Raw genomic sequence first — 19,860 nt, forward strand, 5'->3', positions numbered from 1 at the left:
TACAGATTCAACTAAGATTCAATTCATTCACGAGTTCTGCCAACTGTTCAATCCCCTCCGATATGGCCCGTGAAACCTGCGACGACTTGGAATAGCCAACTTTGGGTGCGATGTCGGCATGTTTCTTGCCTTCCACATAGAACATCACGATGCATTTGCTGCGCTTCACCGACACAGGGTCCGCATGGAGCATATAGGCAATTTCGATAGCCTGTTTTTGCATCTCGGCGTACTGGCACTTCAGTTCAGCCAGCTTTGTTTCCGCGTCAATGGCTGCATCACTGTTGGTGCCCACCTTGTCGCTGGTGCCGGAATGCCCGGGTGCACCGGATGTGCTGGAGGTAATCATGGTGGCGGCACTGCGTAGGCTTGCAATGCGCTCCTCGTGCTGCCGGATCAGCGCCCTCATCTTCGGCAAGTGCTCAAGCCATTCCCGGATTTTCTGCACATTGCCGGGTTTGTCCGGCTTCGGAATGTCACTTTCAGATGTCCATGTGCGGATCATGTATCGTCCTCCATTTCTTCAATCTCAAATTCCTCGCCGTTGACCGCTTCTCGGACGCGGAGCCGAGAAAGCTCCGCTTTTGCATATCGAAGCTGCCAGCTGCTGAACCACCCCTTGTGAATGAGCTTTCCGGCGCAATATACAAATTCTTGCTCCATCAGGTGGTCGAGAGAAACGATGTATGCGCCGGGCTTATATTTCTTGTTCATTAGACATTCTCTATCCTTGCACAACAGTACGGGCAGAACTTGTAATCCATTTCCGGAAAATAGCCCTGGTCATCCAGACAAATCCGTTCGCAGCAATTTGAACAGGAAAAAACATCACTGCCTGCGCCATTGGGGTCGTTCTCCCAGTGTGCTACTGGCCGCAAGCTTTCCGGGTCAATGGTGGGGGCATTCTGGATCATCTCTGCAATGATGTCAGCTGTTCCGCTGTGGTGGCCCAGCACAGAGCCATTCTGCAACCCCATTCTTGAAACCCTATCGTGCAAAGCATTCGCATCAATCAGTCTTACTTCCTGCATTTCTGTCGTTTCCTCCTTCCAATTTTCTCAGCAGTCCTTCCACGTCATACCGCCAGTGAACGCGCAGCAGGTGCTGCTCCACCTCGATGCCGTTCAGGGCGGCCCACTGCCATGGAATGCTCTTGCGGGTCTGGGTGCTCATGTACTCCAGCACAGCGCTGGCCGGTACGGCAAAGGTGCGGTTGACTTTGCCCCGGTAATTGATGACTACATGGGCGGTCTGGCCCTTGAAGGATGCTGCGTGGGCCATATCGGTGATGTGTTTGAGCTTGTGGTACTTCTGCCGCTCCCGGTCGAATCGGCCCAGGATCTTTTCCAGTGGGATGCTGGGCGTTTCGATGGTCTTGAGCTCGAAGTAATGGTGCATGGGGTAACGGTACACGTCGAAGTCGCAGATGTTATCGATGGAGAAGCTCAGGTTCTCGTTGCCGCCGTAATAGGTGGCCGCGCTGTCTTTCAGTCGATAGCACCAGGCATCCTTCGGCATGGAGCTTTTCCAGTCTGCCTCGAACTGTTTTCCGGTGTTCAATTGGTTCTCCTTTCGGCGGAGGCTGCCCAATGCCCGGTCAGCTGTCGGGTCGGGGTAGTGCTCATGGTTCCGGTACATTGGAATCCTCCTTTTTCTTGGTGAGCGGACGGCGGCGGGCTGCGTTTTTTAGAAAATCATTCCCGCTGGGCTCCGGTCTGTCCACCCGCTTATTGCGTCCCGCTCCAATGGGATTCGTCATGCGGTACTCCTCAGCAGATTTACAGCCCTGGGTTTCGGCCTCGATCAGTGCCTTCCGCACATAGGCCCAGCTATGTGCCCCGGCATCAATGCACTTGCGCAGGATCACCCGTGCCAGTTCCTCGCCCAGCCGGTCAGCGTATCCTGTCAGCTCTCTTTTCCCGGAGGCACTCAGCTTGCCGATATCCTGTTCAAACTCTGATACCAAGGGTGAGGTCGTCGGTCGTCCGGTCGGCTCCGGCGCAGCCGCAGACGACGACTTGTTAGCTTGTTGGTTTGTTAGACTTGTTAAGTTGTTGTCGGCAGCCTGTCGGTTGCCTGTCGCTTGCCTGTCACTTTGCCTGTCACTGCCAACAAGCGAAGCATAGTTTTCTATCGTGACAATGCTGTATTTTGAGCCTGTTTTGACTGTCAGATAGCCTGTCGCCTGTAAATGCTCTAAGCTTGTCCGGATGTTCCGAACACTCAAATCAAGCTGTTTTGCCAGTTGAGATTGGCTTGTAACCAGCTGTCCGGGCCTGATGCTAATGCCCTGCCACTGCTTTTCCTGCCAGTTGGCGGTGAGTAGCAGGTGGAAAAACAGGCGGGCAGTGTTGGGCTCTGAATACCATTCCCAGTCAGTCAGACCGCGGGGAAAGGCAACAAAGCCACGGGATGGGTCAATGCCCACGGTCTGAACTCCTTTCTGGTGTGGTTAAAACGGCAGGTCATCCGTATCATCGTCGATGAGGGCATCTGCTTCCGGGGTGCCTGCGGCGGGCCCGGCAGGCGCTGCCGCCTGAGAGGCGCGGGGAGCATAGTCGGCCAGGTCTTCGCCGGGATACATCTGCCCGCCAGAAAGGCTGGTTTGCACCGGGGCAGGCTCATCAAAGGGCGTTGGCTCCTGAGTGAGCGCTGGTTCGGGCGGTGCCGGGGCCTCTGTGCAAAGGTCAATGAGGTTCTGCATCCACCGGAAGATTACCATGCCGCCAGGCTGAATGTCGTCGGCATCCACGTCGTAATAGGTCTTGCCGTTATACTCCCGGCTCTTGAGCTCCCGGGCAAAGACAGTGACGGCATCGCCCTTCAGCAGCAGCCCGTCCCACTTGTCCAGCCCGTGCCAGACGTTGACCTGAACATACAGGCCCTCCCAGTTGCCGGTGCCGGTCTTGACGCTGTGTGCCTTCACGTCAAACTTGAGTACCTGCTTCTGGCCCACGTCCTTGAGCACAGGGTCTTTGACGAGAGTTCCGTGGAGAAGTACGCCGGTCTTGTGGGTCAGGATCACGATTCATCACCCCCGGCAAAGGGGTCGTCTGCGCTGTCAGCGTCCTCCACGGTCAGAGCATCGGCCTGTTCAACAGCTTCCTTGATGCGGGTCCAGCGTGGAGCCGGAACCTGTCCGGCCTCGTCCAGCTCCACGGCGGTGGACTCAGCATCCACATGGACCTCGCTCTCGTCATAGAGAGAGCCGAAGGTGGAGGGGAATGCTTCCCGCAGGGCATGGACAAGGGCAACCTTGCGGATCATGGTAGCTTTTTTGCCCTTCCACAGAGATTTGCCGGTGTCGTATTCGGTCAGCTTCACTTCCTCGTAACTGGGGCGGGTGCGGTCCTTGCGATAGACTTTGGCCCAGCCGCCCAGAAGTTCCTCGCCCTCGTAGACGATGGAACCCTCCCGCTTCTGGTACTCCCCGGCCACCTTATCGAAGATGATGACCCCGGCCTCGAAGCCGTCATAGCTGGGGTGGCGCTCTGCCATTTGCAGGTAGCAGTTCTTGCCCAGAACGATGGTGCTGGGGGTGTCCTCGCTGTTGTTATCGTAGTGGATGAGGTAGGCTTCCTTGGTAAAGGGATTCAGGCGGTACTGCTTGCAGGTCTCGAGGAAAATCTTGCATTCGGCATCGGTGGCTTTCTGACAGATGAAGTTGCGGACATCCGAGAAGCTGACGGTCATGTGCTGGCCGTCGGCAGAAGTGATCTCCACGGGCTTGGCCGGGCTGGCAGCCTGCAGAGCGCCGCTCTGGGCGGCACGCTGCTGCATTGCAGTCATCCGGGCGGCGGTGGTGGTGCCAGTGGTGTTTGCGGACATGGTGGGCGCAGGTGCGCCGGGACGAGAAAAAGCCATAAGTAAAATCCTCCAATTATTTTACAGAACCATATGCAAAGCCGCGCTTTTTAGCTTCGGCTTTGAACCATTCGATGTCTTCCGGGGTGAAATCTACCCAGAAGCGGTAGCGTTTGCGGGCAGGTGCAAGGCCTGTGCCAGGCAGGGCGAACTGCTGCAATACCTCGCAGTCCAGCCTCCCGGAAGCTGTCACAAAGGCGTTGCTCCGGGCCTCCTGTGCGGCATCTTCTTTCAGCTGACGCTCTTCCTCGGTGGGCGGGATGATGACCGGCGCAGCGGCTCTGGCACGTTCTGCGGCCTGTCGCTGGGCCTCTGCCTCAGCCTGAGCCGCACGGGCGTGCTCCCGGCGGCTGTGCTCATGCAGTGCATCATTGACGCTCAGGGCCCGCAGGTATTCGGTAATGCAGGGTTCAGCGTCTTCACCGCAGGTCTCCCGGATGAGACGCAGTTCCTCCCGCCGGGTCTCCACAGCCTTGCGCAGTTCCTTTTCGGCCTGGGAGAGGTCAAAGGTTTTGTTGAGCCACTGGGGCACAAGCAGACGGTCAAAAGAAATCAGAGGTTCCAGTTCCCCGATGCAGTCCCGGTAGACAAGCCGCAGGGTGGATGCCTTTTCTTCCCGCTGGGCCTGTTCTACTGCTTTTACCTGCTGATCAATAGCACCGGAGATCTTCTTGCACTGGGTCTGCATCTCCCGGATGCTCTTCTGAAAATCCTCCAGCGGGTCAGTGTAAAGCCGCTTGGCGGCGGTCAGAGCAGCAGCCAGCTGCTTGTCCCACTTGTTGACGGCAGCACGGTCGGCTTTTGCATCTTTGATGGATTCAGGTGTGTACACACGGCCTGTATAGGAGGCCAGAAGTTCGTCAAGGTTCTTCTGCACCTCATCCTTGTTCCAGTTCATGGCCGGGATTACCGGGCGCTCTACCCGGACAGTCAATTCATTCGTCATCGGTCAGTTCCTCCTCTTCTGGCTCCCGGTCGGGGGCAAAGTAGTAATCGTCGGGCGGCTCCATGGGCGGGCCGTAACGGTCAAGATCCAGACAGTACATCTCATTCATCCCTGTCACCTCCGTCATAATCAGGCGGCTGGCGGCAGAGCAGGGAGGCCTCCTCCATGATGCTGTTCAGGGTACCGCAGATGGTCTGAAAGGTGCTTTCCAGATCTTCGCCCACCAGCCGGGAATAGCTGGCCTTGCTGTTATCCCACGCCGCCCGCATCAGGCTGGCGCAGTAGTTGGCCTGCTCAAAATCTGCCTGGGCATCATCGTTGATGCGGGAGCGGAGTGCCGCAACCTGTTTCTTCAGGTTGGCGTTGTCCTTGGCCAGTTCGGCGTTCCGGGCATCTGCAAGGCCCCAGGCTTTTTCTGCGGCCCGGCGGTCGATCTCTTCCTCATCGATGACCGCCGTGATGGGCTGTTTTTTCAAAGCGTCTTCGGCATTTTTTGCTCTCTCTTCGGCCCTGTCGCGCTCGGCTTCGGCCTTCTGGCGCTGGAGGTTGGCCGCAATGCGGCTTTCGTACATTTCGTTATAGCTCCGTTCTGCTTTTTCTTTCTCGGCTTTCAGCCGGGCATTTTCCTCGTCCAGCCCCTGCACATCCGCAAGGGCGGCATCCAAGTCGTTTTTGGCAGTCTGGGCTTCATCCTGCGCCTTGCTTACCATGTTCCACGCCTCTTCCTCCCGGGCTTCGGCAGCAGCGGCACGGTCCTTCTCGGCCTTGATCTGGGCCATGGCTTCCTGATACTGCTTGTTGGTGGTGATGTCACCATTCTTGACCTGCTCCACCAGCTCTGCAGGGGCGCTGGGCTTTGCTACGGCATACAGCAGAGTGGGAGACAGCTCCTTCAGGATCTTCTGCTGGCGGGGGCTGCTGCCGTCCAGCAGTGCCGAGACCTGCAGCAGCCGGTATGCGGTATCCTTGGTGATGCCGATAGATACGCACCATGCCCGGAAAGTGTCATCTCCACGATTGCCGTGCTTCGAGTTGTCGCATTGTGCGACAACTCCACATAGAGCATCGTGAGCCACGGCAATGGCATTGCCCATGTGGACAAGGCCGCGCTCGGCCATCTGTTTGCCGTGGCGGTATTCGTCCTCGGCAAAGTGCAGGTCCTCCACGGTCTGGTCAGTCAGGCCGGAATAATCAAACGCCGGGCGCATTGCATCCGGCACGGTAGTTAGGGGCTTGTCCTGCATGGCACCAGCTGTTGATACAGAAGAACCGCCCGCCGATGCGGCAGGGGCCGATTCGCAGTTCTGCAGGGATGTCGCGGGGGTCGATGCGCTTGCATCCGCCCCGCTCTCCGAGATGGTCGGCGTTGCCGCTGTGGCAGTCGGAACAGCATTCTCTGCCGTAGTCACAGCAGCATCCGCATTCTGGGCAGGTGCACATGAGAGAATCTCCTTTGCTTTTTTGATGTCGGCAAGAATCTTTTCCATTTCCTGCTGCGGTGTCATGTCCTTGCGGCTTCCATCCAGATTGAAAAACTGACCAAACAGCTCTCTTTTTGCGGCAACACCTTTCAGATTCTGAGTGCATGTGATTGTCAGGCAATAGCGCCCGTCAGATCCATAGTCCGATGCACGAATATCTTTGGAAAATGAGCCAAAAATCTCTCTGTCTGGATAAGTGTCTTTGATCCATGCGGAGACCTGAGACAGAAAGTCGAAGTCCAGACTATGCACTCGACAGGTGCATTTATCCTTGACAGAGCCAGCGAACTCTGACGCATAAGTGAGGGTCTTGCTCATCCGGCACTCGTAGCCCCGAGTCTCCCGGCTTACAGTTCTAGCACTTTCATCCCATTGAAAGTCTCCGTATGGCATGGCATAGGGGCATCCCCAGCACTCATGGCCGGGTGCGTAGCCGGATAGGCGGTTGCCAGTGGTACTGGCATCGGTGGATTTCTTCACTCGCCGTCCGCATTTGCAGATATAGGTAGTCATACCTTCACCTCAGCGCCCTTCAGGCGGTCCAGCATCTCGGTCTGCACATCCTTGTTCATGGGCTGGATGTTGTTGTCCTTCCAGCCGTAGCAGAGGATGAGCCCGTAAAGCTGGCGGCCCCGGTACTTCCGGTTGAGCAGACTGGCGGGCTGGATGGGGCCATCGTACCGGCCCACGAACAGCACCGCCGGGGTGCGGGGCAACACGATCATCTCGCAGGGAGTGCCCAGCCGGTTCTCAATGGCCCACAGGCTGTCGGGCAGGGATGCGATCACCGGGGCCTTGCCCGGCTCTGCTAAAATACCTTTCATTTGTAAAATCCTTCCTGATATGATATCATCAAAGGTGATGGGGCTTGTGAATTCCATCACCCTTTGGGCTCGTCCGTGTTACCAGCACGGGCGGGCTCATTTGCTTTTCATGCGCCCCTCCGGTTTTGCCGGTACTCCGGCTCTTCGGTACGGGCGTGGGTGCGGTCAACGCGGCCATAGCGGCGGGCGTTCTGTTCACGATCCTGGGCGGCAAAGCCCAGCCGCAGGAACGCTACCGCTGCCAGAACCAGGCACAGGGCCGTGACGAACTGGCTGTCAGAGATGGAGCTGCCCAGCTGTGCACCACCCTCGATGCCCATGCCGTACAGCAGACTTACGGCACCGCTGGCAGCAGCCAGCCAGTACCAGACGCGGGATTTAATCTTCATTGGGGGATTCCTCCATTCTGTCCATGAGGTCTGCGGCAGTAGTCACTATGCTGAGCAATGCTTCCGGATTTCTTTGATCTATGCAAATCCCGGCAATCAGAGCGGCGCAAAGGGCTTTCTGTTCCATCTCTGTACCGTAGGCATAAATCTTGGGGTTCCCATCCTTCCCCAGCTGGATTTTTAACTGAGCGTTCGGGCTGATATTCATGCTCCTACCTCCTGAAGACAATTGACTGCGGGTCTGCAGTCGTCCAATGCCCATCCGATGACCGGGTGCCATTCGCCATCAGCAAAAATCTGCAGCCCGGTGTGGCTTTCATCCTTGATTTGTCCGCCCAGCTGGTAGCAGCCAGATGCCTGACTACCGCTCCAACGGAACCACTTGTTCCAAAACAGCGGTGCGATGTACGCGCATCCAGTGGGCGCTGCGGCTCGCTCAGATGCGAGGGTATAAGGTTTCATGCGGTCTTTTCCTCCTTTGCGATTGCCGGGAAGAAATACTCCCCGATTTTTTCTTGCGGAATGTGCAGTGCTCTGCAGATGATAACGATCTCGTCACTCCTCCAAGGTTGTGTCCCCTTGAGCCGTGCGGTCATCGTGTTGGAGCTTACCCCAATCAGGGCCGCTAGTGCGCCCTGGTTGAGATCCTGGTCTTCTGCCAGACGACTGATTTTGAGATAAGGCTTCTTCATGGTGATTCACCTCCTTGTTGTGGTTGCATCCCTTCTGCGGTATAATCGAGCAGGAAAGGGGGTGATAAAATGATTTTTGAGAGCTTTTTAGAGATGCAAGGTTTGAATATGCAAATTGAGCGAAACGGTGAGATCGTTGCGACTGTTCCGGGTCTGCCAAATCGGGAAAAAGCAACGAATCGCCGGTATATTGGGTTTCGCCCGGGGACCGATATCAAAATAGATGATGTTGTTATCAATCCGGCAAAGGAACGGCTTTATATCACAGAAACACAGGCATCGTACTTCCAAAAGGAACAGGAGCAAATAAAAGCGTTCTATATGACCGAGGTCGAGAAAAAACGGAAAGAAACGGAACAACACCAGAGCACTATTTACAATATCGGCACAGCGTATGGCTCTGTAATTGGAACAGCCAACACAGCAACCATCAACTATCAGACGAGCTTTCGTGAACTGCGTGATCGGGCAGAGGCTGAAAATGCGCCAGATAAGGAGCAAGTCCAGAAGCTGATCGACCTTGTTGAAATGATTGTGAATGAGCAAATTCCTCCACAGCGGGGGCTGCTGTCCAAGTTTTCGGAAACGATGGAACGGCATTCATGGGTTACAAGTGCGGTTGCCTCTGCACTTGTATCGTGGTTGACACAACTTCCGCATTGACCTCAATGCTCAAATTCAGCAACGCTTTCCCGTTGCTGGATTGAGCGAACGAGTAGGCTTTCACGTTCTGGATAACCGTTTCATCTATTTGGCAGAGAATACGATCGTCCAGCTGTGAAAGCTGAATTTCTTGCGCCCGGCCTGCCGTCTCCAGCGGCTCGCCGGGCTTTTTGGTTTCCTTCATCTTTTTCACCTCCTTGCTGATGAATTAAATTCCGCAATCAAGAGAAAAAAATAGCTTGGGTCTCGCTCAGCGTAAGCTCCAGCATAGAGGACAGCTTATCAACTTCCGAGACTTTGAACTCGTTCTCATTGTTGATCTTACGCTGGAGACAATAAGGCGTGATGCCGAGTTTTTCGGCAACGGCCTTCAGCTTGAGACCCTTTGCTTCGATTCTTTCTCTGAGGGCCTTGGTGTCAGTCATTCGAAAAAACACCTCCTTTCTGCGGAATTAAATTCCGCAAGCTCATATTACCACCTTGCGGAACGAAAGTCAACAATATTTGACTGAATTTTCAAAAAATATTGAATTTCATTCACACATGTGGTATTCTAACAGTAAAGAAAGGCGGTGCTACGATGTCTGAGATATATAATCGCATTCGGATGCGTCGGCAGGAACTCGGCTGGACAACAGACGAGCTTGCAAAACGAATGGGATATAAAGATAGATCATCTATCAGTAAGATTGAAAGTGGAAAAGCGGATATCCCACAATCTAAAGTAAAGGCTTTTGCGGATGTGCTTGACACCTCAGTTTCATGGCTGCTTGGCATTGATGAAGCAAACAACACTTCTGACAAGACCGATGCAGACCCCATCCCTCCCGGTTTCCAGCCCATGCCGGAGATGGACATGGTCCCATTGGTGGGCCGGATCGCCTGCGGTACGCCGATCACGGCGGAACAGAACGTGGAGCGCATAGTCTGTGTACCGTCCAAGTGGCGCTCCACATTTACGTTGACCTGCAAAGGGGACAGCATGGAGCCCCGGATACACGATGGCGATCTGGTGGCCATCCGCAAACAGCCGGAGGTGGAAAACGGCGAGATCGCTGCTGTGCGCATTGGAGAAGAGGCAACCCTGAAGCACGTCTATCTGCACGAGAACTTCATTGAACTGAGGCCGGAGAATCCGGCTTTCAACAGCATCATCCTCAGCCGGGAGGATATGAACACCGTTGTCATTGAAGGCAAGGCCGTGGGGCTCTGCCGAGATATCTAAAATGGGAGGAAGTTAAGATGTCACTGTTTGGCAAGAAAGAAAAAGAAGAAATTGCACGACTGAATGCTGAAATGCAGAGCCTTCGGGAAGCTATGCCGTCAGAAAGCCGCACACTGGACGACATCAATCGAGAAATCAAAGCTTCACGTGAAGAACTCGCTCGTGTCCAAGAAAACCTTGAAAGCCGCAACAGCGAGTTGAAAGATGCCTTGGAAGAACTTCAACAGGCAAAAGACCAGCTCATTGAGACGAATGAAGAAGTCCTGATGCAGAGCTTTGGCCTTTATACTCCTCGGTACTCTTTTATGAATGCGGACGAGTATAAAGCGCACCTGTTGGAAATTCGCGCCAAACAGAAAGATATGATTAAGGCGAAAACGGCTGTCAGCGGTAATATGAACTGGACAGTCAATGGAAATGCGTCCAAAGGCAAGAAGATGGTCGCTGATATGCAGAAGCTTCTCCTTCGTGCGTTCAATTCCGAATGCGATGACGTAATTGAACACGTCAAGTACAATAATATTGAAGCCAGCGAAAAGCGCATTACTACCTCTCGGGAAGCGATTTCCAAGCTTGGAACCATTATGGAAGTCAGCATCCAGCCTAAGTATTACCGCTTAAAAATCGAGGAACTTCATCTTGCTTTTGAATATGCTCAGAAAAAGCAGCAGGAGAAGGAAGAGCAGAAGGAAGCTCGAGCAAGAATGCGTGAAGAGGCAAAGCTTGCCAAGGAAATCGAAGAAGAACGCAAAAAATTGGAAAAAGAGCAGCAGCATTATCAGAACGCGCTGGAGCGTATCAATGCGCAATTGGCTTCTGCTTCTGAGGCCGACCGCGCAGCAATCGAAGAAAAGAAAGCAGAGCTGGTGGCCCAGCTGGATAAGATTGACAAGGAGTTCAAGGATGTTGATTATCGTGAGGCTAATCAGCGTGCCGGTTATGTTTATGTGATCTCGAATATTGGAGCATTTGGCGAGAACGTTTACAAAATCGGTATGACACGCCGTCTTGATCCTCAGGATCGTGTGGATGAGCTGGGCGATGCCTCGGTTCCGTTTGACTTTGATGTACATGCTATGATTTTTTCGGATGATGCTCCTCGGTTGGAAGCTGCACTGCACAATGCCTTTGCGGACCGCAAGCTCAACTTTGTAAACCAGCGGCGAGAGTTCTTCCGTGTTTCCCTGGACGAAATCAAAAAGGTTGTCAAGGAAAACTATGACCGTTCTGTGGAGTTTGTGGAACTTGCTCCGGCAGAACAGTACCGTGAATCCATTAAGTTGAGAGAAGAGGCGCAGAAGGCAAAGCAGAGCGCTCAAGGATAATTCGCTCAGCCCCAGCTGGAAGACGTACAGATCGAGGGCCGCGCCGTGGGCTGGACACACTGGGTGGGGTAAAAAGACAGATTGAAAGTGGAGGTTGTACCATGAAAAAGAGATTTCTTTCGATGATTCTTGCAGTTGTCCTGTGTGGCTTGCTTCTGGCCGGTTGTGACGGCGGCGGTTCTACCGGAACGGTTCCACCCGCACCAGAAGCACCTGCCGTATCTGCCGGAGTGGTATCTATTAAGCTCCTGGGTGCTTCTTGGGAGAAGAAGATGGACGGCTACACCTATGTCTATTACAGTGCTGAGCTTTCCAATGGAAACTCAAAGACTGCCGGAGCGTGTCAGATCACCGTCACTTCAAGAGATGCTGAAGGCCATGTTCTGGATGTTTCCAACGGCTATACCGGAAGAATTGCCGGAAATGATACGATCCGGTTCAGTGGAGGGGTAATGTACGTCGGCGATGTTCCTTCTGCGGTAGAACTTGCCGTCGGGAACCCCATGGGTGGATACAATGATCATTTCGATGCAACTGCAAAGGCATCCGATTTCCAGTTCAAGAATGTGGCACGTCTGGACGAATCAAAAATTTCCGGCGATGTTGTCAACAACAGCTCTGTTGATTGTACCAATGTCCGTGTCTCTGTGATTCTGAAGAAAAACGGTCAGGTTATTGGCGGCACATATACATACGCCAATAATGTAAAGGGGAACGGCGGTTCCGCACCATTTGTGATTTATTCTTTTGTAGATTATGACAGCTTTGAGGTTGTCGCCGCAGAGTGGTAAAAAAGGCCGGGAAGAGATGAACGATGTGCATATTGAAGGCAAGGCCGTCGAGCTTTGCCGGGATATCTGAAGTAGGAGGAAGAAGGAATGTCCAAAAGAATGACAACAGATGAGCTGAAGCGCCACATAGCAGACGCTCTGGGAGAGTTGGATGAACTGCTTAACAGTTGGCTCTATTCATCCAATGAAATAGACCAGAAAAGAGCCCAGATCATGTCCTACTGGATCAAAACATATACTGGAATGATCCGGCGGGAAAATGAGTTTAACCCTGCATCTCTTCCTCGTTTGGCCCGGCGGCAAATCGTGAACGTGGACTTTGGATTCCGGGTCGGCTCTGAACTTGGCGGGTTGCACTATGCTGTTGTGCTGGATAAGGCGAACAGCGTAAATGGGGATACAGTCACAGTTATTCCGCTTGGTTCCCTGAAGGAACGCCACAAGGCGAGCCGGAATAAAATCATATTAGAAGATGGAATCTTTGCGGCACTGGATGAAAAGGCGCAGAATCAGGTAGATGAAGCAAGGAAACTCATGGATTCTGTTGCAACTGATCCTGCGCTGAAATCCATGTCCGAGATGGATCGGATGACAGAATCCATGAAACGCTACGCCATGGCGAAGAACAAACTGGAAAACTCCGAGGCCAGCATCAGAAGGATGGAAAAGCTCAAACACGGCAGTGTTGCCAATATCAGTCAGATCGCAACCGTCAGTAAGCTGCGCATCAAGGAGCCTGTAACGCCGCATTCTGTACTTTGCGGTGTGAAAGTTTCGGAACGCGACATGGAGCAGATTGAAAAAGCTCTCTTGGAACTTTACATTTCCAAAGGTGTTGTAAAAAAAATATTCGGAAATTCTGAAAATATCGGTTGACATCCTGCACAGAATATGCTATTATATTATAGCTTAACTTTGCCGCTTCGGCGGCAGCGCGTGAGCGCAATTAGTATTTGCAAAGGCCAACCGCAGAAATGTGGTTGGCCTTTGCCTTTGTATAAAGAAAAAACTCCCCCGGTGCTACCAACACCGGAGGAGTTAAGATAAGCGGCCCACCCAGAAGAGGGCATCGCACACTCGACACTGCGATTATACCTCTTTTGGGCGGGCTTGTCAAAGTGTACCCCAAAGGAGGTATTTTTTATGGGAATGAGAACCAACACCGCCCAGTGGCTGCCGAACCAGAACCGTTGGCAGATCAAGGTGCAGAAGGACGGGGTGCGCAAGACGTTCACCAGCGCAAAGCCGGGCCGTACCGGCCAGCGGGAGGCAAATGCTAAAGCAGATGCCTGGCTGGATGAGGGCATCTGCAACACCACCAAGCGCTGCTTGGAGGTCTGGAACGAGTATCTGATCTCGGTGCGGGCCACCGCCGGCACAAGCTATGCCCAGCAGGTGGAGAAGTTCGGACAGAACTACATCCTGCCAGTGGTGGGCGACCGCCGGATCGGTGACCTGAATACGGGAATGCTGCAGGATGTGCTGAATCGGGCATACAAGGAAGGTAGCATGAATCCGCAGGCCATCCGAAAGAGCAGGGGAAACCTCTCTAAGAAAACATTGCAGGGAATCCGGGCGGTTGAGGTCAGCTTTGTGAAATGGGCAAGGCAGCACAAATACACCGCCCTGCGGCCAGAGGACGAGGGGCTCACAGTACCCAGGGGAGCGCGTCCAAAGGGCCGAAAGATCCTTCAGCCGGACGCATTGCGGGTCCTGCTTTCCACGGATACGCGCATCGTTCGTGGAAAGGTTGAACAGGATGCCAATATCCACGCCTACCGCTTTGCGGTCCTGACCGGCCTACGCCCCGGGGAGCTGCTGGGGCTGCGCGTGGGCGACATGGAGGGCAACCGGCTGCATCTTGCCCGGGCCATCAATACCTTTGATGAGGAAACACACGGCAAGAACGAAAACGCTATCCGCACGGTGGTCCTGCATCCGCTGGCGGCTGCGGAACTCCACGCGCAGCTGCAGCAGCGGGCCTTTGAAGAGGAGCGGCCTCTTCGGGGAGATGATCCAATCTTCCTGTTGGAGAATGAGCACAGCCTCTATAACTACTGGCAGTTCTACCAGCGCAGCAACGGCATTGACCCGCCGGTCAGCCTGTATGAGCTGCGGCACACCTTTGTGAGCATCATCGAGGATGCTGTGTCCCCGGCAGAACTGCGCCGCATGGTAGGGCACAGCAAAAGTATGGATACTTACGGCTGGTACAGTCACGCCGTTGACGGCAGGGCTGACACGGCAGCAATGGCCGTTTCAGATGCTCTGGCAGAGTATTCTCCGCGTGCAAAATAACCCACTTTGTAACCCGTTTTTGTTCCTAAATGGTTGTGATAGCCGATAATTGATTTTTGGTGAAATTCAAAAAATGCGCATGAATCCATCACAATTTCAAAGCGCATCCAGCGAATTGTGATAGTTGAGCTTGTTCGAATCCACCCGCGCCCACCAAACAAGAAAAATCCGAACCTGTTTCCGATTGGAGAAGGGTTCGGATTTTTCGTTTTCTTCGGGTACGATAACGAAGGCTCCCGTGGAAGATACAAAACTCCGATACCTTGTCATAGACCGTAACCACACAACAAGAGTTTGGAGGACACAATGATGAAATACGATGCAAGAGCCTGTTCGTTCAATATGGATACCGGGTGTGTGGAGCTGCTGCTCCAAGATGGGCGTAAAATCTCCATCGACTGCACCGGGGTCGAGGATGCGCTGGATGTCACCATGGCACAGCGGACGGAACTGGACTACCTGATCTACAATGACCCGCTGGCGTATGCTGATCTGATTTTGAATGGTGAACCGGAGAAATACCTGCGGAATGTGGCTGGGAGCCACGGGCTGGAGGATTAAGGGCAAAAAAATAAGAGGTGTGCCCAAACGGACACACCCCGGTGAGAAACATCTATGTAAGGCAGGGCGTTCCCTTTTCCGGGAGCGTCCTGCTGTTTTTATGCTGCGATGGGTGCGGCGTTCAGAGCCTCCTGCTCTTTCAGCCACTCCTCATATTCACGCTGGCCTTCTTCGCTATTGAAAAATTCCATCATAGAGGGATAGAAACAACGTGCCAGCGACTTGATTGCTTCATCCGGGTAGCCGGATTTGTTTACAGACTTTTTCTTTTTACTCAAATAGTGTCCTCCGAAAATCAAAGTTCAATATCCTGTCCACGATGGAGGTTTCGTTGCTGTGTATCCACAGTACGCTCCTGCTTGGAAACCAGAACCTTTTCCAGAAAGCTGCGTACCAATTCCGGCGCACGATGAAGCGCGTCCAGATAAGGCTTCACATCGTACCAAAGGTCATGGTACTTGCTGCTCCAACGGGCAGATTCTTTCTTGGCAGCGGAAAGTTCTTCTTTCAGGCGGCGGTTCTCAATGTCCATCATATAGCCGTGTGTGGCCTGTTTTTTCAGGGCGGATAATTCATCTTCGGTCAGCGAATAGTTGCCGAGAAACGTGCGCTTGCCGATATAATCCAGATCACGCGCATGAATGAGGGCTTCTTTTGTGAGCGTGGCCTTTTTCTGCACAGCGGCAAGTTCCTTTTCGGTCTTGGAGAGGGTTTTGTTGGTTTGGGTGAGGTGCTGCTCTTTCTGGTCAATCTGGGCGGTCAGGCTGTCCAGCCGTTCCTGCTCCCGTTGAACTTTGAACTGGGCGACGGTCAGGTGTTCTTCGGTGCTGCCACGTTCGCCGCGCTCTATATCGGTGTACCCGGCAGCGCGCATAAAATTGAAGAAGTTGTCCTGCAAGATGCTGTACGACTTCTTCAGGACTGGCTTGCCGTTCTTTTGCAGGATAGGCTTTCCGGCATCGTCCAGCAGGGGCTTGGATGCCCACTTCTTGCTCCGGCTGACCTGCATGACGGTCTCCTTGACTGTGCCCACCAGTGCCTTGTCCTTGCAGCGTTTCGACCAGAGGATTTGCTTTTCCACCACAGGCACATAGACCACATGAAGATGGTAGTGGTAGACCTCCCGGCCTAATGCTTCGGTCATGGCGCGGTTGATCTCATCGGCGTGCATGACAGCCGAGAGAATATACTGCTCACCGCCCACGATTTGAACGGCTGCTTTGTAGGCATCCTCATAGAACTGCTTGGCGAACTCATAGCCGCCGTGATTGTCAAAGTAGGCAGAGTTGACATCAAAGACAAGTTCACAGTAGTGGGTAGCATCCGGCTTCAAGCCGCGCGTGGAGATGGTTCCGGCGGCTTCCAGTTGGGCGAATAGGTCAGTGTAGCTGGCGGTTGGCTTTTTGAAGTGGACGTTCCATGCAGCGCGCTGGGGGATAATATCGGGGTTCCGATAGCTGTCTTTTTCGCGTTCGTTGTGCTGCTGGGTGTTGCCAACGGCCTTGTCCGAAACGGCGAGATTTCGGACACTGGTGCGGTCAACGCCATCGTTTCTTGCCAAAGGGCATCCCTCCTTTCAAGGTTCATCGAGAGGTGACGGGGAACGAAGATGCACTTCTTCGGAAGTGTAATAACCCACTATGACACTTTCATCCCTGCGGTCTGCAAAGTGTAGTGGGCTCTTCGAGGACTCTCCGAGGGGGAACGTCTCCTGCGGGAGAGTTACAATCAAGTTCGCACAATGCGAACTTGATCGCTCCGTACGCATCTGAAAAAATTGCGTACGGACTTCAAATAACCCGTACGGTCTGTACGGTGTACGGAAATCCGAAATATAAACGATAACGCGTTTTAATTTGCTCTTATTTTCCGTACGGGTGCGTACAAGTACAGACCGTACAGGTTGTACGAACTTCTTCCGTGAAAAAATGCACTTTTTACGGGCAGGGGTGGACAAGCGGCTCGATGCCTACAAAGCCCCGCACCCTGCGGCCACCGGGCAGATAGATGTTGTTGGTGGCTTCAAGGTTATAGCGGCGGTCGTTCTGTCGCAGTTCTGCGCTGAAACGGATCGCCGATACGCTGTGACAGGCGTTGTCCTCGCACCACTGCTTATAAATGTCGTAGAACTCCTTGGAGCTGATGGAGTAGTCCGCCTTGAAGCGGAAGTAGCCCTCGGACTCCATGAAGTCGATGACGTTGTTGCTGCTGCGTTTGATGGTGTCCACGTTGGCAGCGGCTCGTTCGCTGACCGTGAAGCGGAAATCGTTCTGCACCAGCCGGTGCAGCCCTTCCAGACACCAGAGCAGGATGCCTTCCAACTCGGCGCACATCTTCTCCACAAGGAAGGGGTCATCCGTGCGGTCAGCAGGCTTGTCCTTGGTGGTCAGGATGAGCTGGCGGCGGAAGAAGCCGTCCGAATGGTCGTACAGCGAGGTCAGCGCACCGTTGCCGAAGCAGAGAAACCGGGCGTAGATGTCCCGCTGGTAGCTCTGGACACCCTTGCGTTCCAAGTCCAGCTTGGCTTCGGCGGTCACGATGGTCTTGATATAGTTGGTCTTGGGCAGGGCGTTCATGTCCATGTCATCGTCGATCATCAGCAGGCGGCGTTCCAGATCGGCACGGGCAAAGCGGTTGTTCTCCACTTTCTGGACGCTGCCGTTGCTGGCGGCATCCCCCATGAGCCGTTTCAGCACCAGCCCGATGCGGGACTTGCCCTCGCCGCCCTTGCCGACAATGAGCATCATCTTCTGCCCTTTGGTGCTGGGAATCAGACAGTAGCCTAGATATTCCTGCAAGGTGGGGATGTCGGCATCGTCCAGCAGTTCGTGCAGAAAGGTCAGCCAACGGTCAGGGCTGGCGGCTTTGGGGTCATACCTCACAGGTAGGCGGTTCTGGCAGAACAGGCGGCTCTCCTGAAAAGAGCCGTCCGGCAGATGGTACACGCCGTTCTGGAGGTGGATGCAGTCCTGCTCGATGGGAAAGGGGTCGGAAAAAGCCAGCAGCTTGATGGTCTCCAGAATGTTGGTGACTTTTTTGGACAGGCCGGAGGTGACATATTCCTCGATGTTTTCCAAGATGCGCTGCTTGATCTCGCTCTCGTCCTCCACCGGACCGTCCAGCGTGTACAGCGTACCGTTGACGCATTTCAGCGGCCACTGTTCCAGAAAGGCGCGGCCAAACTGGACTTCATCGATCTTCTTACCGTTGTACCAGTCCGGCCATAAAGGGTTGCGGGAAATGTTTTTCTTCATGTGGTGGTTCTCCTTTAAAAAAGTAAAGTGGTGATTATCATAATGATAAGCATCACTTTAGGTGAATGAATTGTCAGGCACACTTTGCCAGAGCAAGGCGGTCGGTGCGCTCCTCCAGCATCAGCAGGTACGACCCGGACAGCAGCTGTGCGGCGGCAGCGGCCTTCTGCTGGGGCGTCCCAAATGCAACGCAGTCCGTCAGGTGCTCGATGGTCTCGGTCATGTGGAGGGCTTCCACGAACCGCTCGTCCAGCGGTTCCTCCGGGGTGGCGGGCTTGTAGCGCTCCTGCCAGTCGTGCAACAAGTCGAGATAATCGGTCAGCACCCGCAGGCAGTAGGCGATGTCTGCCCACTGCTCGTCCGTCAGGCCATGTTTGGGCGGCGGCAGGGCGATGGCATTGGCGGGCGGCTTATCCGGGTCAAGCCCGAAACTTGTCGGGGCGAGGCCCCTCCATCTTGCTGACGCAAGACCGTTCTGTCGCTTGCAGTCCCCACTGGGGACTGCATTGCTTCGCAAACGCGAAGTCATTTAGCTTCTCGGCGGCTTGCCGGGGGTTCAGGTCGAACAGCTTGGCGGTGAGGTCGATGGCATCTCCATTGGCCCCGCAAGCGAAACAGTAATAGTAGGATTCGTTCAGCATCATACTGGGGTGGTTGTCGGAGTGGAACGGACAGCACACCATGCCATGGCGGTCGGGCTCCATGCCGTACATCTCTCCCACCTGCCGAACGGTGATGGCGGACTTGACAGTTTGATACAGGCTCAAGGGCAGTCCTCCTTTGTTTCGTGCGTTGCACCAGAGTACCCCAAAGTGGGAACTCTGGTGTTTTTGCCTTGTGCCTGAATATACGGAGAATTTTGCAGAAAGGGTGAAAAAGCGGCAAAACTGCAACGGAAAAAGAAAAAAGCCCTCACTGGTTGCAGGGCTGCAACAGCAAGGGCGGAGAGGTAACCGTATATTGAACAAAACGGCAGAGCGTATTATAATGAGGAAAAAGATCAAAAAGGAGGGCCGACCACATGGCACAGGAATATCTGCCCGCACCGTCCAACGTCCGTCTTGCGGACTTGATGAAAGAGCACAATATCAGCCAACCGGAGCTTGCCAAGGAACTCGGCTGCTCCAAGAGCACCATCAGCCGCTTTATCAGCGGTGCAAAGGGAACCCTGACCCATGAGCAGGTGCTGAAAATTGCAAGGCTGTTCAACGTGTCCACGGATTTCCTGTTGGGAGAAACCAACATTCCCGACCGCAAGAACTATGATATTGCCGAACTGGGTTTGTCCGTAGAAGCCGCAAAGAACCTCTACACAGGACGTGTCAATACAGAGGTGGTCAACCTGCTGCTGGAAAACGCTCGCTTCGCAGAGCTTACTTACCGCATATCGCAGTATTTTGATGATACCTTTGCTTCCGGCATCGCAGCACAGAACGCCATGCTCACGACATTGAGCACCCTGCTGCGCACAAAGGTCAAGACCCCGGAAGCAGCCAAAGCCGCAAAGGACATCAGCCTTCGGAGAAAGCCCGTGTACCAAGGTGATC

General features: G+C 54.0%; 29 protein-coding genes. 8 read left to right on the forward strand and 21 right to left on the reverse strand.

Features of this window, described 5'->3' with window-relative positions; translation table 11 throughout:
- Positions 1 to 7: 7 nt before the first annotated feature.
- The 14 genes from D3F01_RS09595 to D3F01_RS09660 all read right to left on the reverse strand — a co-directional run bounded on the left by D3F01_RS09595 (position 8) and on the right by D3F01_RS09660 (position 8,196).
- On the reverse strand, positions 8 to 505 hold the full coding sequence (locus D3F01_RS09595; RefSeq protein ID WP_242888210.1) for a hypothetical protein: 498 nt from the start codon (positions 503 to 505) through the stop codon (positions 8 to 10).
- A complete protein-coding gene (locus D3F01_RS09600) occupies positions 502 to 714 on the reverse strand; it encodes a hypothetical protein (RefSeq protein WP_242888212.1) in 213 nt (70 codons plus the stop codon). Before D3F01_RS09600 ends, D3F01_RS09595 begins: the two co-directional genes overlap by 4 nt.
- Positions 714 to 1,031 carry a hypothetical protein gene (locus D3F01_RS09605; protein ID WP_242888214.1) on the reverse strand — a complete coding sequence of 106 codons (318 nt, stop codon included), beginning with the start codon at positions 1,029 to 1,031 and terminating at the stop codon, positions 714 to 716. Before D3F01_RS09605 ends, D3F01_RS09600 begins: the two co-directional genes overlap by 1 nt.
- Positions 1,009 to 1,638 carry a hypothetical protein gene (locus D3F01_RS09610; protein WP_242888216.1) on the reverse strand — a complete coding sequence of 210 codons (630 nt, stop codon included), beginning with the start codon at positions 1,636 to 1,638 and terminating at the stop codon, positions 1,009 to 1,011. Before D3F01_RS09610 ends, D3F01_RS09605 begins: the two co-directional genes overlap by 23 nt.
- Entirely contained in the window at positions 1,622 to 2,428 is an 807-nt protein-coding gene (locus D3F01_RS16030) for a DnaD domain protein (protein ID WP_242888225.1), read from the reverse strand. The genes D3F01_RS09610 and D3F01_RS16030 overlap by 17 nt, the downstream gene beginning before the upstream one ends.
- 24 nt (positions 2,429 to 2,452) lie before the next feature.
- Positions 2,453 to 3,025, reverse strand: coding sequence for a hypothetical protein (locus tag D3F01_RS09620; RefSeq protein WP_242888227.1), 573 nt, complete (start codon positions 3,023 to 3,025; stop codon positions 2,453 to 2,455).
- Positions 3,022 to 3,864 carry a phage recombination protein Bet gene (bet, locus tag D3F01_RS09625; RefSeq protein WP_242888230.1) on the reverse strand — a complete coding sequence of 281 codons (843 nt, stop codon included), beginning with the start codon at positions 3,862 to 3,864 and terminating at the stop codon, positions 3,022 to 3,024. Before bet ends, D3F01_RS09620 begins: the two co-directional genes overlap by 4 nt.
- A gap of 16 nt (positions 3,865 to 3,880) precedes the next feature.
- Positions 3,881 to 4,810: a DUF1351 domain-containing protein gene (locus D3F01_RS09630; protein ID WP_242888232.1), complete on the reverse strand. Its 930-nt coding sequence runs from the start codon at positions 4,808 to 4,810 to the stop codon at positions 3,881 to 3,883.
- Between the two features lie 101 nt (positions 4,811 to 4,911).
- Positions 4,912 to 6,804, reverse strand: coding sequence for a hypothetical protein (locus D3F01_RS09635; RefSeq protein WP_242888234.1), 1,893 nt, complete (start codon positions 6,802 to 6,804; stop codon positions 4,912 to 4,914).
- Entirely contained in the window at positions 6,801 to 7,115 is a 315-nt protein-coding gene (locus D3F01_RS09640; RefSeq protein ID WP_242888236.1) for a hypothetical protein, read from the reverse strand. The genes D3F01_RS09635 and D3F01_RS09640 overlap by 4 nt, the downstream gene beginning before the upstream one ends.
- Before the next feature lie 107 nt (positions 7,116 to 7,222).
- Positions 7,223 to 7,504 (reverse strand): hypothetical protein, encoded by a 282-nt coding sequence (locus tag D3F01_RS09645; RefSeq protein ID WP_156068510.1) that lies wholly within the window; start codon positions 7,502 to 7,504, stop codon positions 7,223 to 7,225.
- Positions 7,494 to 7,712, reverse strand: a complete 219-nt coding sequence (locus tag D3F01_RS09650) for a hypothetical protein (protein WP_242888238.1) — start codon at positions 7,710 to 7,712, stop codon at positions 7,494 to 7,496. Before D3F01_RS09650 ends, D3F01_RS09645 begins: the two co-directional genes overlap by 11 nt.
- Positions 7,709 to 7,966: a hypothetical protein gene (locus tag D3F01_RS09655; RefSeq protein ID WP_242888240.1), complete on the reverse strand. Its 258-nt coding sequence runs from the start codon at positions 7,964 to 7,966 to the stop codon at positions 7,709 to 7,711. The genes D3F01_RS09650 and D3F01_RS09655 overlap by 4 nt, the downstream gene beginning before the upstream one ends.
- The gene (locus D3F01_RS09660) at positions 7,963 to 8,196 is read right to left on the reverse strand and encodes a DUF739 family protein (RefSeq protein ID WP_098922788.1); all 234 of its coding nucleotides are present in this window, start codon (positions 8,194 to 8,196) and stop codon (positions 7,963 to 7,965) included. Before D3F01_RS09660 ends, D3F01_RS09655 begins: the two co-directional genes overlap by 4 nt.
- A 69-nt stretch (positions 8,197 to 8,265) precedes the next feature.
- Here D3F01_RS09660 and D3F01_RS09665 point away from each other — a divergent pair, with 69 nt between their 5' ends.
- Positions 8,266 to 8,859 (forward strand): hypothetical protein, encoded by a 594-nt coding sequence (locus tag D3F01_RS09665; RefSeq protein ID WP_147322120.1) that lies wholly within the window; start codon positions 8,266 to 8,268, stop codon positions 8,857 to 8,859.
- Here D3F01_RS09665 and D3F01_RS09670 read toward each other — a convergent pair.
- Positions 8,804 to 9,043 (reverse strand): hypothetical protein, encoded by a 240-nt coding sequence (locus D3F01_RS09670; RefSeq protein WP_242888249.1) that lies wholly within the window; start codon positions 9,041 to 9,043, stop codon positions 8,804 to 8,806. The genes D3F01_RS09665 and D3F01_RS09670 overlap by 56 nt on opposite strands.
- Positions 9,044 to 9,080: 37 nt before the next feature.
- Positions 9,081 to 9,284 carry a helix-turn-helix transcriptional regulator gene (locus D3F01_RS09675; RefSeq protein WP_242888262.1) on the reverse strand — a complete coding sequence of 68 codons (204 nt, stop codon included), beginning with the start codon at positions 9,282 to 9,284 and terminating at the stop codon, positions 9,081 to 9,083.
- Positions 9,285 to 9,439: 155 nt separating this feature from the next.
- Between D3F01_RS09675 and D3F01_RS09680 the strand changes: the two genes are divergently transcribed.
- The 6 genes from D3F01_RS09680 (at position 9,440) to D3F01_RS09705 (ending at position 15,059) form a co-directional block, all read left to right on the forward strand.
- Positions 9,440 to 10,084 carry a LexA family transcriptional regulator gene (locus D3F01_RS09680; RefSeq protein WP_242888265.1) on the forward strand — a complete coding sequence of 215 codons (645 nt, stop codon included), beginning with the start codon at positions 9,440 to 9,442 and terminating at the stop codon, positions 10,082 to 10,084.
- 17 nt (positions 10,085 to 10,101) lie between these two features.
- Positions 10,102 to 11,409 (forward strand): DUF4041 domain-containing protein, encoded by a 1,308-nt coding sequence (locus D3F01_RS09685; RefSeq protein WP_242888268.1) that lies wholly within the window; start codon positions 10,102 to 10,104, stop codon positions 11,407 to 11,409.
- Between the two features lie 101 nt (positions 11,410 to 11,510).
- Entirely contained in the window at positions 11,511 to 12,200 is a 690-nt protein-coding gene (locus tag D3F01_RS09690) for a hypothetical protein (protein WP_242888271.1), read from the forward strand.
- 87 nt (positions 12,201 to 12,287) lie between these two features.
- Positions 12,288 to 13,076: a type II toxin-antitoxin system PemK/MazF family toxin gene (locus D3F01_RS09695; RefSeq protein ID WP_242888274.1), complete on the forward strand. Its 789-nt coding sequence runs from the start codon at positions 12,288 to 12,290 to the stop codon at positions 13,074 to 13,076.
- Positions 13,077 to 13,343: 267 nt separating this feature from the next.
- Positions 13,344 to 14,498, forward strand: a complete 1,155-nt coding sequence (locus tag D3F01_RS09700; RefSeq protein ID WP_242888277.1) for a tyrosine-type recombinase/integrase — start codon at positions 13,344 to 13,346, stop codon at positions 14,496 to 14,498.
- A gap of 309 nt (positions 14,499 to 14,807) precedes the next feature.
- Entirely contained in the window at positions 14,808 to 15,059 is a 252-nt protein-coding gene (locus D3F01_RS09705; RefSeq protein WP_242888324.1) for a DUF6061 family protein, read from the forward strand.
- A 98-nt stretch (positions 15,060 to 15,157) separates the two neighbouring features.
- On the opposite strand, the gene D3F01_RS09710 is transcribed toward D3F01_RS09705, so the two are convergent.
- The 5 genes from D3F01_RS09710 to D3F01_RS09730 form a co-directional block, all read right to left on the reverse strand.
- Positions 15,158 to 15,337 carry a hypothetical protein gene (locus tag D3F01_RS09710; protein WP_242888280.1) on the reverse strand — a complete coding sequence of 60 codons (180 nt, stop codon included), beginning with the start codon at positions 15,335 to 15,337 and terminating at the stop codon, positions 15,158 to 15,160.
- Between the two features lie 17 nt (positions 15,338 to 15,354).
- Positions 15,355 to 16,620 (reverse strand): plasmid recombination protein, encoded by a 1,266-nt coding sequence (locus tag D3F01_RS09715; protein WP_242888286.1) that lies wholly within the window; start codon positions 16,618 to 16,620, stop codon positions 15,355 to 15,357.
- 376 nt (positions 16,621 to 16,996) lie between these two features.
- Complete coding sequence (locus D3F01_RS09720) at positions 16,997 to 18,313, reverse strand: phage/plasmid primase, P4 family (protein WP_055187078.1); 1,317 nt, start codon at positions 18,311 to 18,313, stop codon at positions 16,997 to 16,999.
- 73 nt (positions 18,314 to 18,386) lie between these two features.
- Complete coding sequence (locus D3F01_RS09725; RefSeq protein WP_242888327.1) at positions 18,387 to 18,842, reverse strand: hypothetical protein; 456 nt, start codon at positions 18,840 to 18,842, stop codon at positions 18,387 to 18,389.
- Positions 18,733 to 19,080: a CHC2 zinc finger domain-containing protein gene (locus D3F01_RS09730; protein WP_242888288.1), complete on the reverse strand. Its 348-nt coding sequence runs from the start codon at positions 19,078 to 19,080 to the stop codon at positions 18,733 to 18,735. The genes D3F01_RS09725 and D3F01_RS09730 overlap by 110 nt, the downstream gene beginning before the upstream one ends.
- 254 nt (positions 19,081 to 19,334) lie before the next feature.
- On the opposite strand from D3F01_RS09730, the gene D3F01_RS09735 reads away from it, so the two are divergent.
- Positions 19,335 to 19,860 (forward strand): helix-turn-helix transcriptional regulator (locus tag D3F01_RS09735; protein ID WP_242888291.1); only part of this gene is annotated, 526 nt, incomplete at its 3' end.

The sequence above is a fragment of the Faecalibacterium sp. BCRC 81149 genome, assembly GCF_022750605.1.
GTDB classification, from domain to species: domain Bacteria; phylum Bacillota; class Clostridia; order Oscillospirales; family Ruminococcaceae; genus Faecalibacterium; species Faecalibacterium duncaniae.

Excerpts from the sequence above, each read along its gene's own strand:
- D3F01_RS09595 (WP_242888210.1), bottom strand. The coding sequence starts at position 505 with ATGATCCGCACATGGACATCTGAAAGTGACATTCCGAAGCCGGACAAA.
- D3F01_RS09600 (WP_242888212.1), bottom strand. The coding sequence starts at position 714 with ATGAACAAGAAATATAAGCCCGGCGCATACATCGTTTCTCTCGACCAC.
- D3F01_RS09605 (WP_242888214.1), bottom strand. The coding sequence starts at position 1,031 with ATGCAGGAAGTAAGACTGATTGATGCGAATGCTTTGCACGATAGGGTT.
- D3F01_RS09610 (WP_242888216.1), bottom strand. The coding sequence starts at position 1,638 with ATGTACCGGAACCATGAGCACTACCCCGACCCGACAGCTGACCGGGCA.
- bet (WP_242888230.1), bottom strand. The coding sequence starts at position 3,864 with ATGGCTTTTTCTCGTCCCGGCGCACCTGCGCCCACCATGTCCGCAAAC.
- D3F01_RS09630 (WP_242888232.1), bottom strand. The coding sequence starts at position 4,810 with ATGACGAATGAATTGACTGTCCGGGTAGAGCGCCCGGTAATCCCGGCC.
- D3F01_RS09635 (WP_242888234.1), bottom strand. The coding sequence starts at position 6,804 with ATGACTACCTATATCTGCAAATGCGGACGGCGAGTGAAGAAATCCACC.
- D3F01_RS09640 (WP_242888236.1), bottom strand. The coding sequence starts at position 7,115 with ATGAAAGGTATTTTAGCAGAGCCGGGCAAGGCCCCGGTGATCGCATCC.
- D3F01_RS09645 (WP_156068510.1), bottom strand. The coding sequence starts at position 7,504 with ATGAAGATTAAATCCCGCGTCTGGTACTGGCTGGCTGCTGCCAGCGGT.
- D3F01_RS09650 (WP_242888238.1), bottom strand. The coding sequence starts at position 7,712 with ATGAATATCAGCCCGAACGCTCAGTTAAAAATCCAGCTGGGGAAGGAT.
- D3F01_RS09655 (WP_242888240.1), bottom strand. The coding sequence starts at position 7,966 with ATGAAACCTTATACCCTCGCATCTGAGCGAGCCGCAGCGCCCACTGGA.
- D3F01_RS09660 (WP_098922788.1), bottom strand. The coding sequence starts at position 8,196 with ATGAAGAAGCCTTATCTCAAAATCAGTCGTCTGGCAGAAGACCAGGAT.
- D3F01_RS09665 (WP_147322120.1), top strand. The coding sequence starts at position 8,266 with ATGATTTTTGAGAGCTTTTTAGAGATGCAAGGTTTGAATATGCAAATT.
- D3F01_RS09670 (WP_242888249.1), bottom strand. The coding sequence starts at position 9,043 with ATGAAGGAAACCAAAAAGCCCGGCGAGCCGCTGGAGACGGCAGGCCGG.
- D3F01_RS09675 (WP_242888262.1), bottom strand. The coding sequence starts at position 9,284 with ATGACTGACACCAAGGCCCTCAGAGAAAGAATCGAAGCAAAGGGTCTC.
- D3F01_RS09680 (WP_242888265.1), top strand. The coding sequence starts at position 9,440 with ATGTCTGAGATATATAATCGCATTCGGATGCGTCGGCAGGAACTCGGC.
- D3F01_RS09685 (WP_242888268.1), top strand. The coding sequence starts at position 10,102 with ATGTCACTGTTTGGCAAGAAAGAAAAAGAAGAAATTGCACGACTGAAT.
- D3F01_RS09690 (WP_242888271.1), top strand. The coding sequence starts at position 11,511 with ATGAAAAAGAGATTTCTTTCGATGATTCTTGCAGTTGTCCTGTGTGGC.
- D3F01_RS09695 (WP_242888274.1), top strand. The coding sequence starts at position 12,288 with ATGTCCAAAAGAATGACAACAGATGAGCTGAAGCGCCACATAGCAGAC.
- D3F01_RS09700 (WP_242888277.1), top strand. The coding sequence starts at position 13,344 with ATGGGAATGAGAACCAACACCGCCCAGTGGCTGCCGAACCAGAACCGT.
- D3F01_RS09705 (WP_242888324.1), top strand. The coding sequence starts at position 14,808 with ATGAAATACGATGCAAGAGCCTGTTCGTTCAATATGGATACCGGGTGT.
- D3F01_RS09720 (WP_055187078.1), bottom strand. The coding sequence starts at position 18,313 with ATGAAGAAAAACATTTCCCGCAACCCTTTATGGCCGGACTGGTACAAC.
- D3F01_RS09725 (WP_242888327.1), bottom strand. The coding sequence starts at position 18,842 with ATGACTTCGCGTTTGCGAAGCAATGCAGTCCCCAGTGGGGACTGCAAG.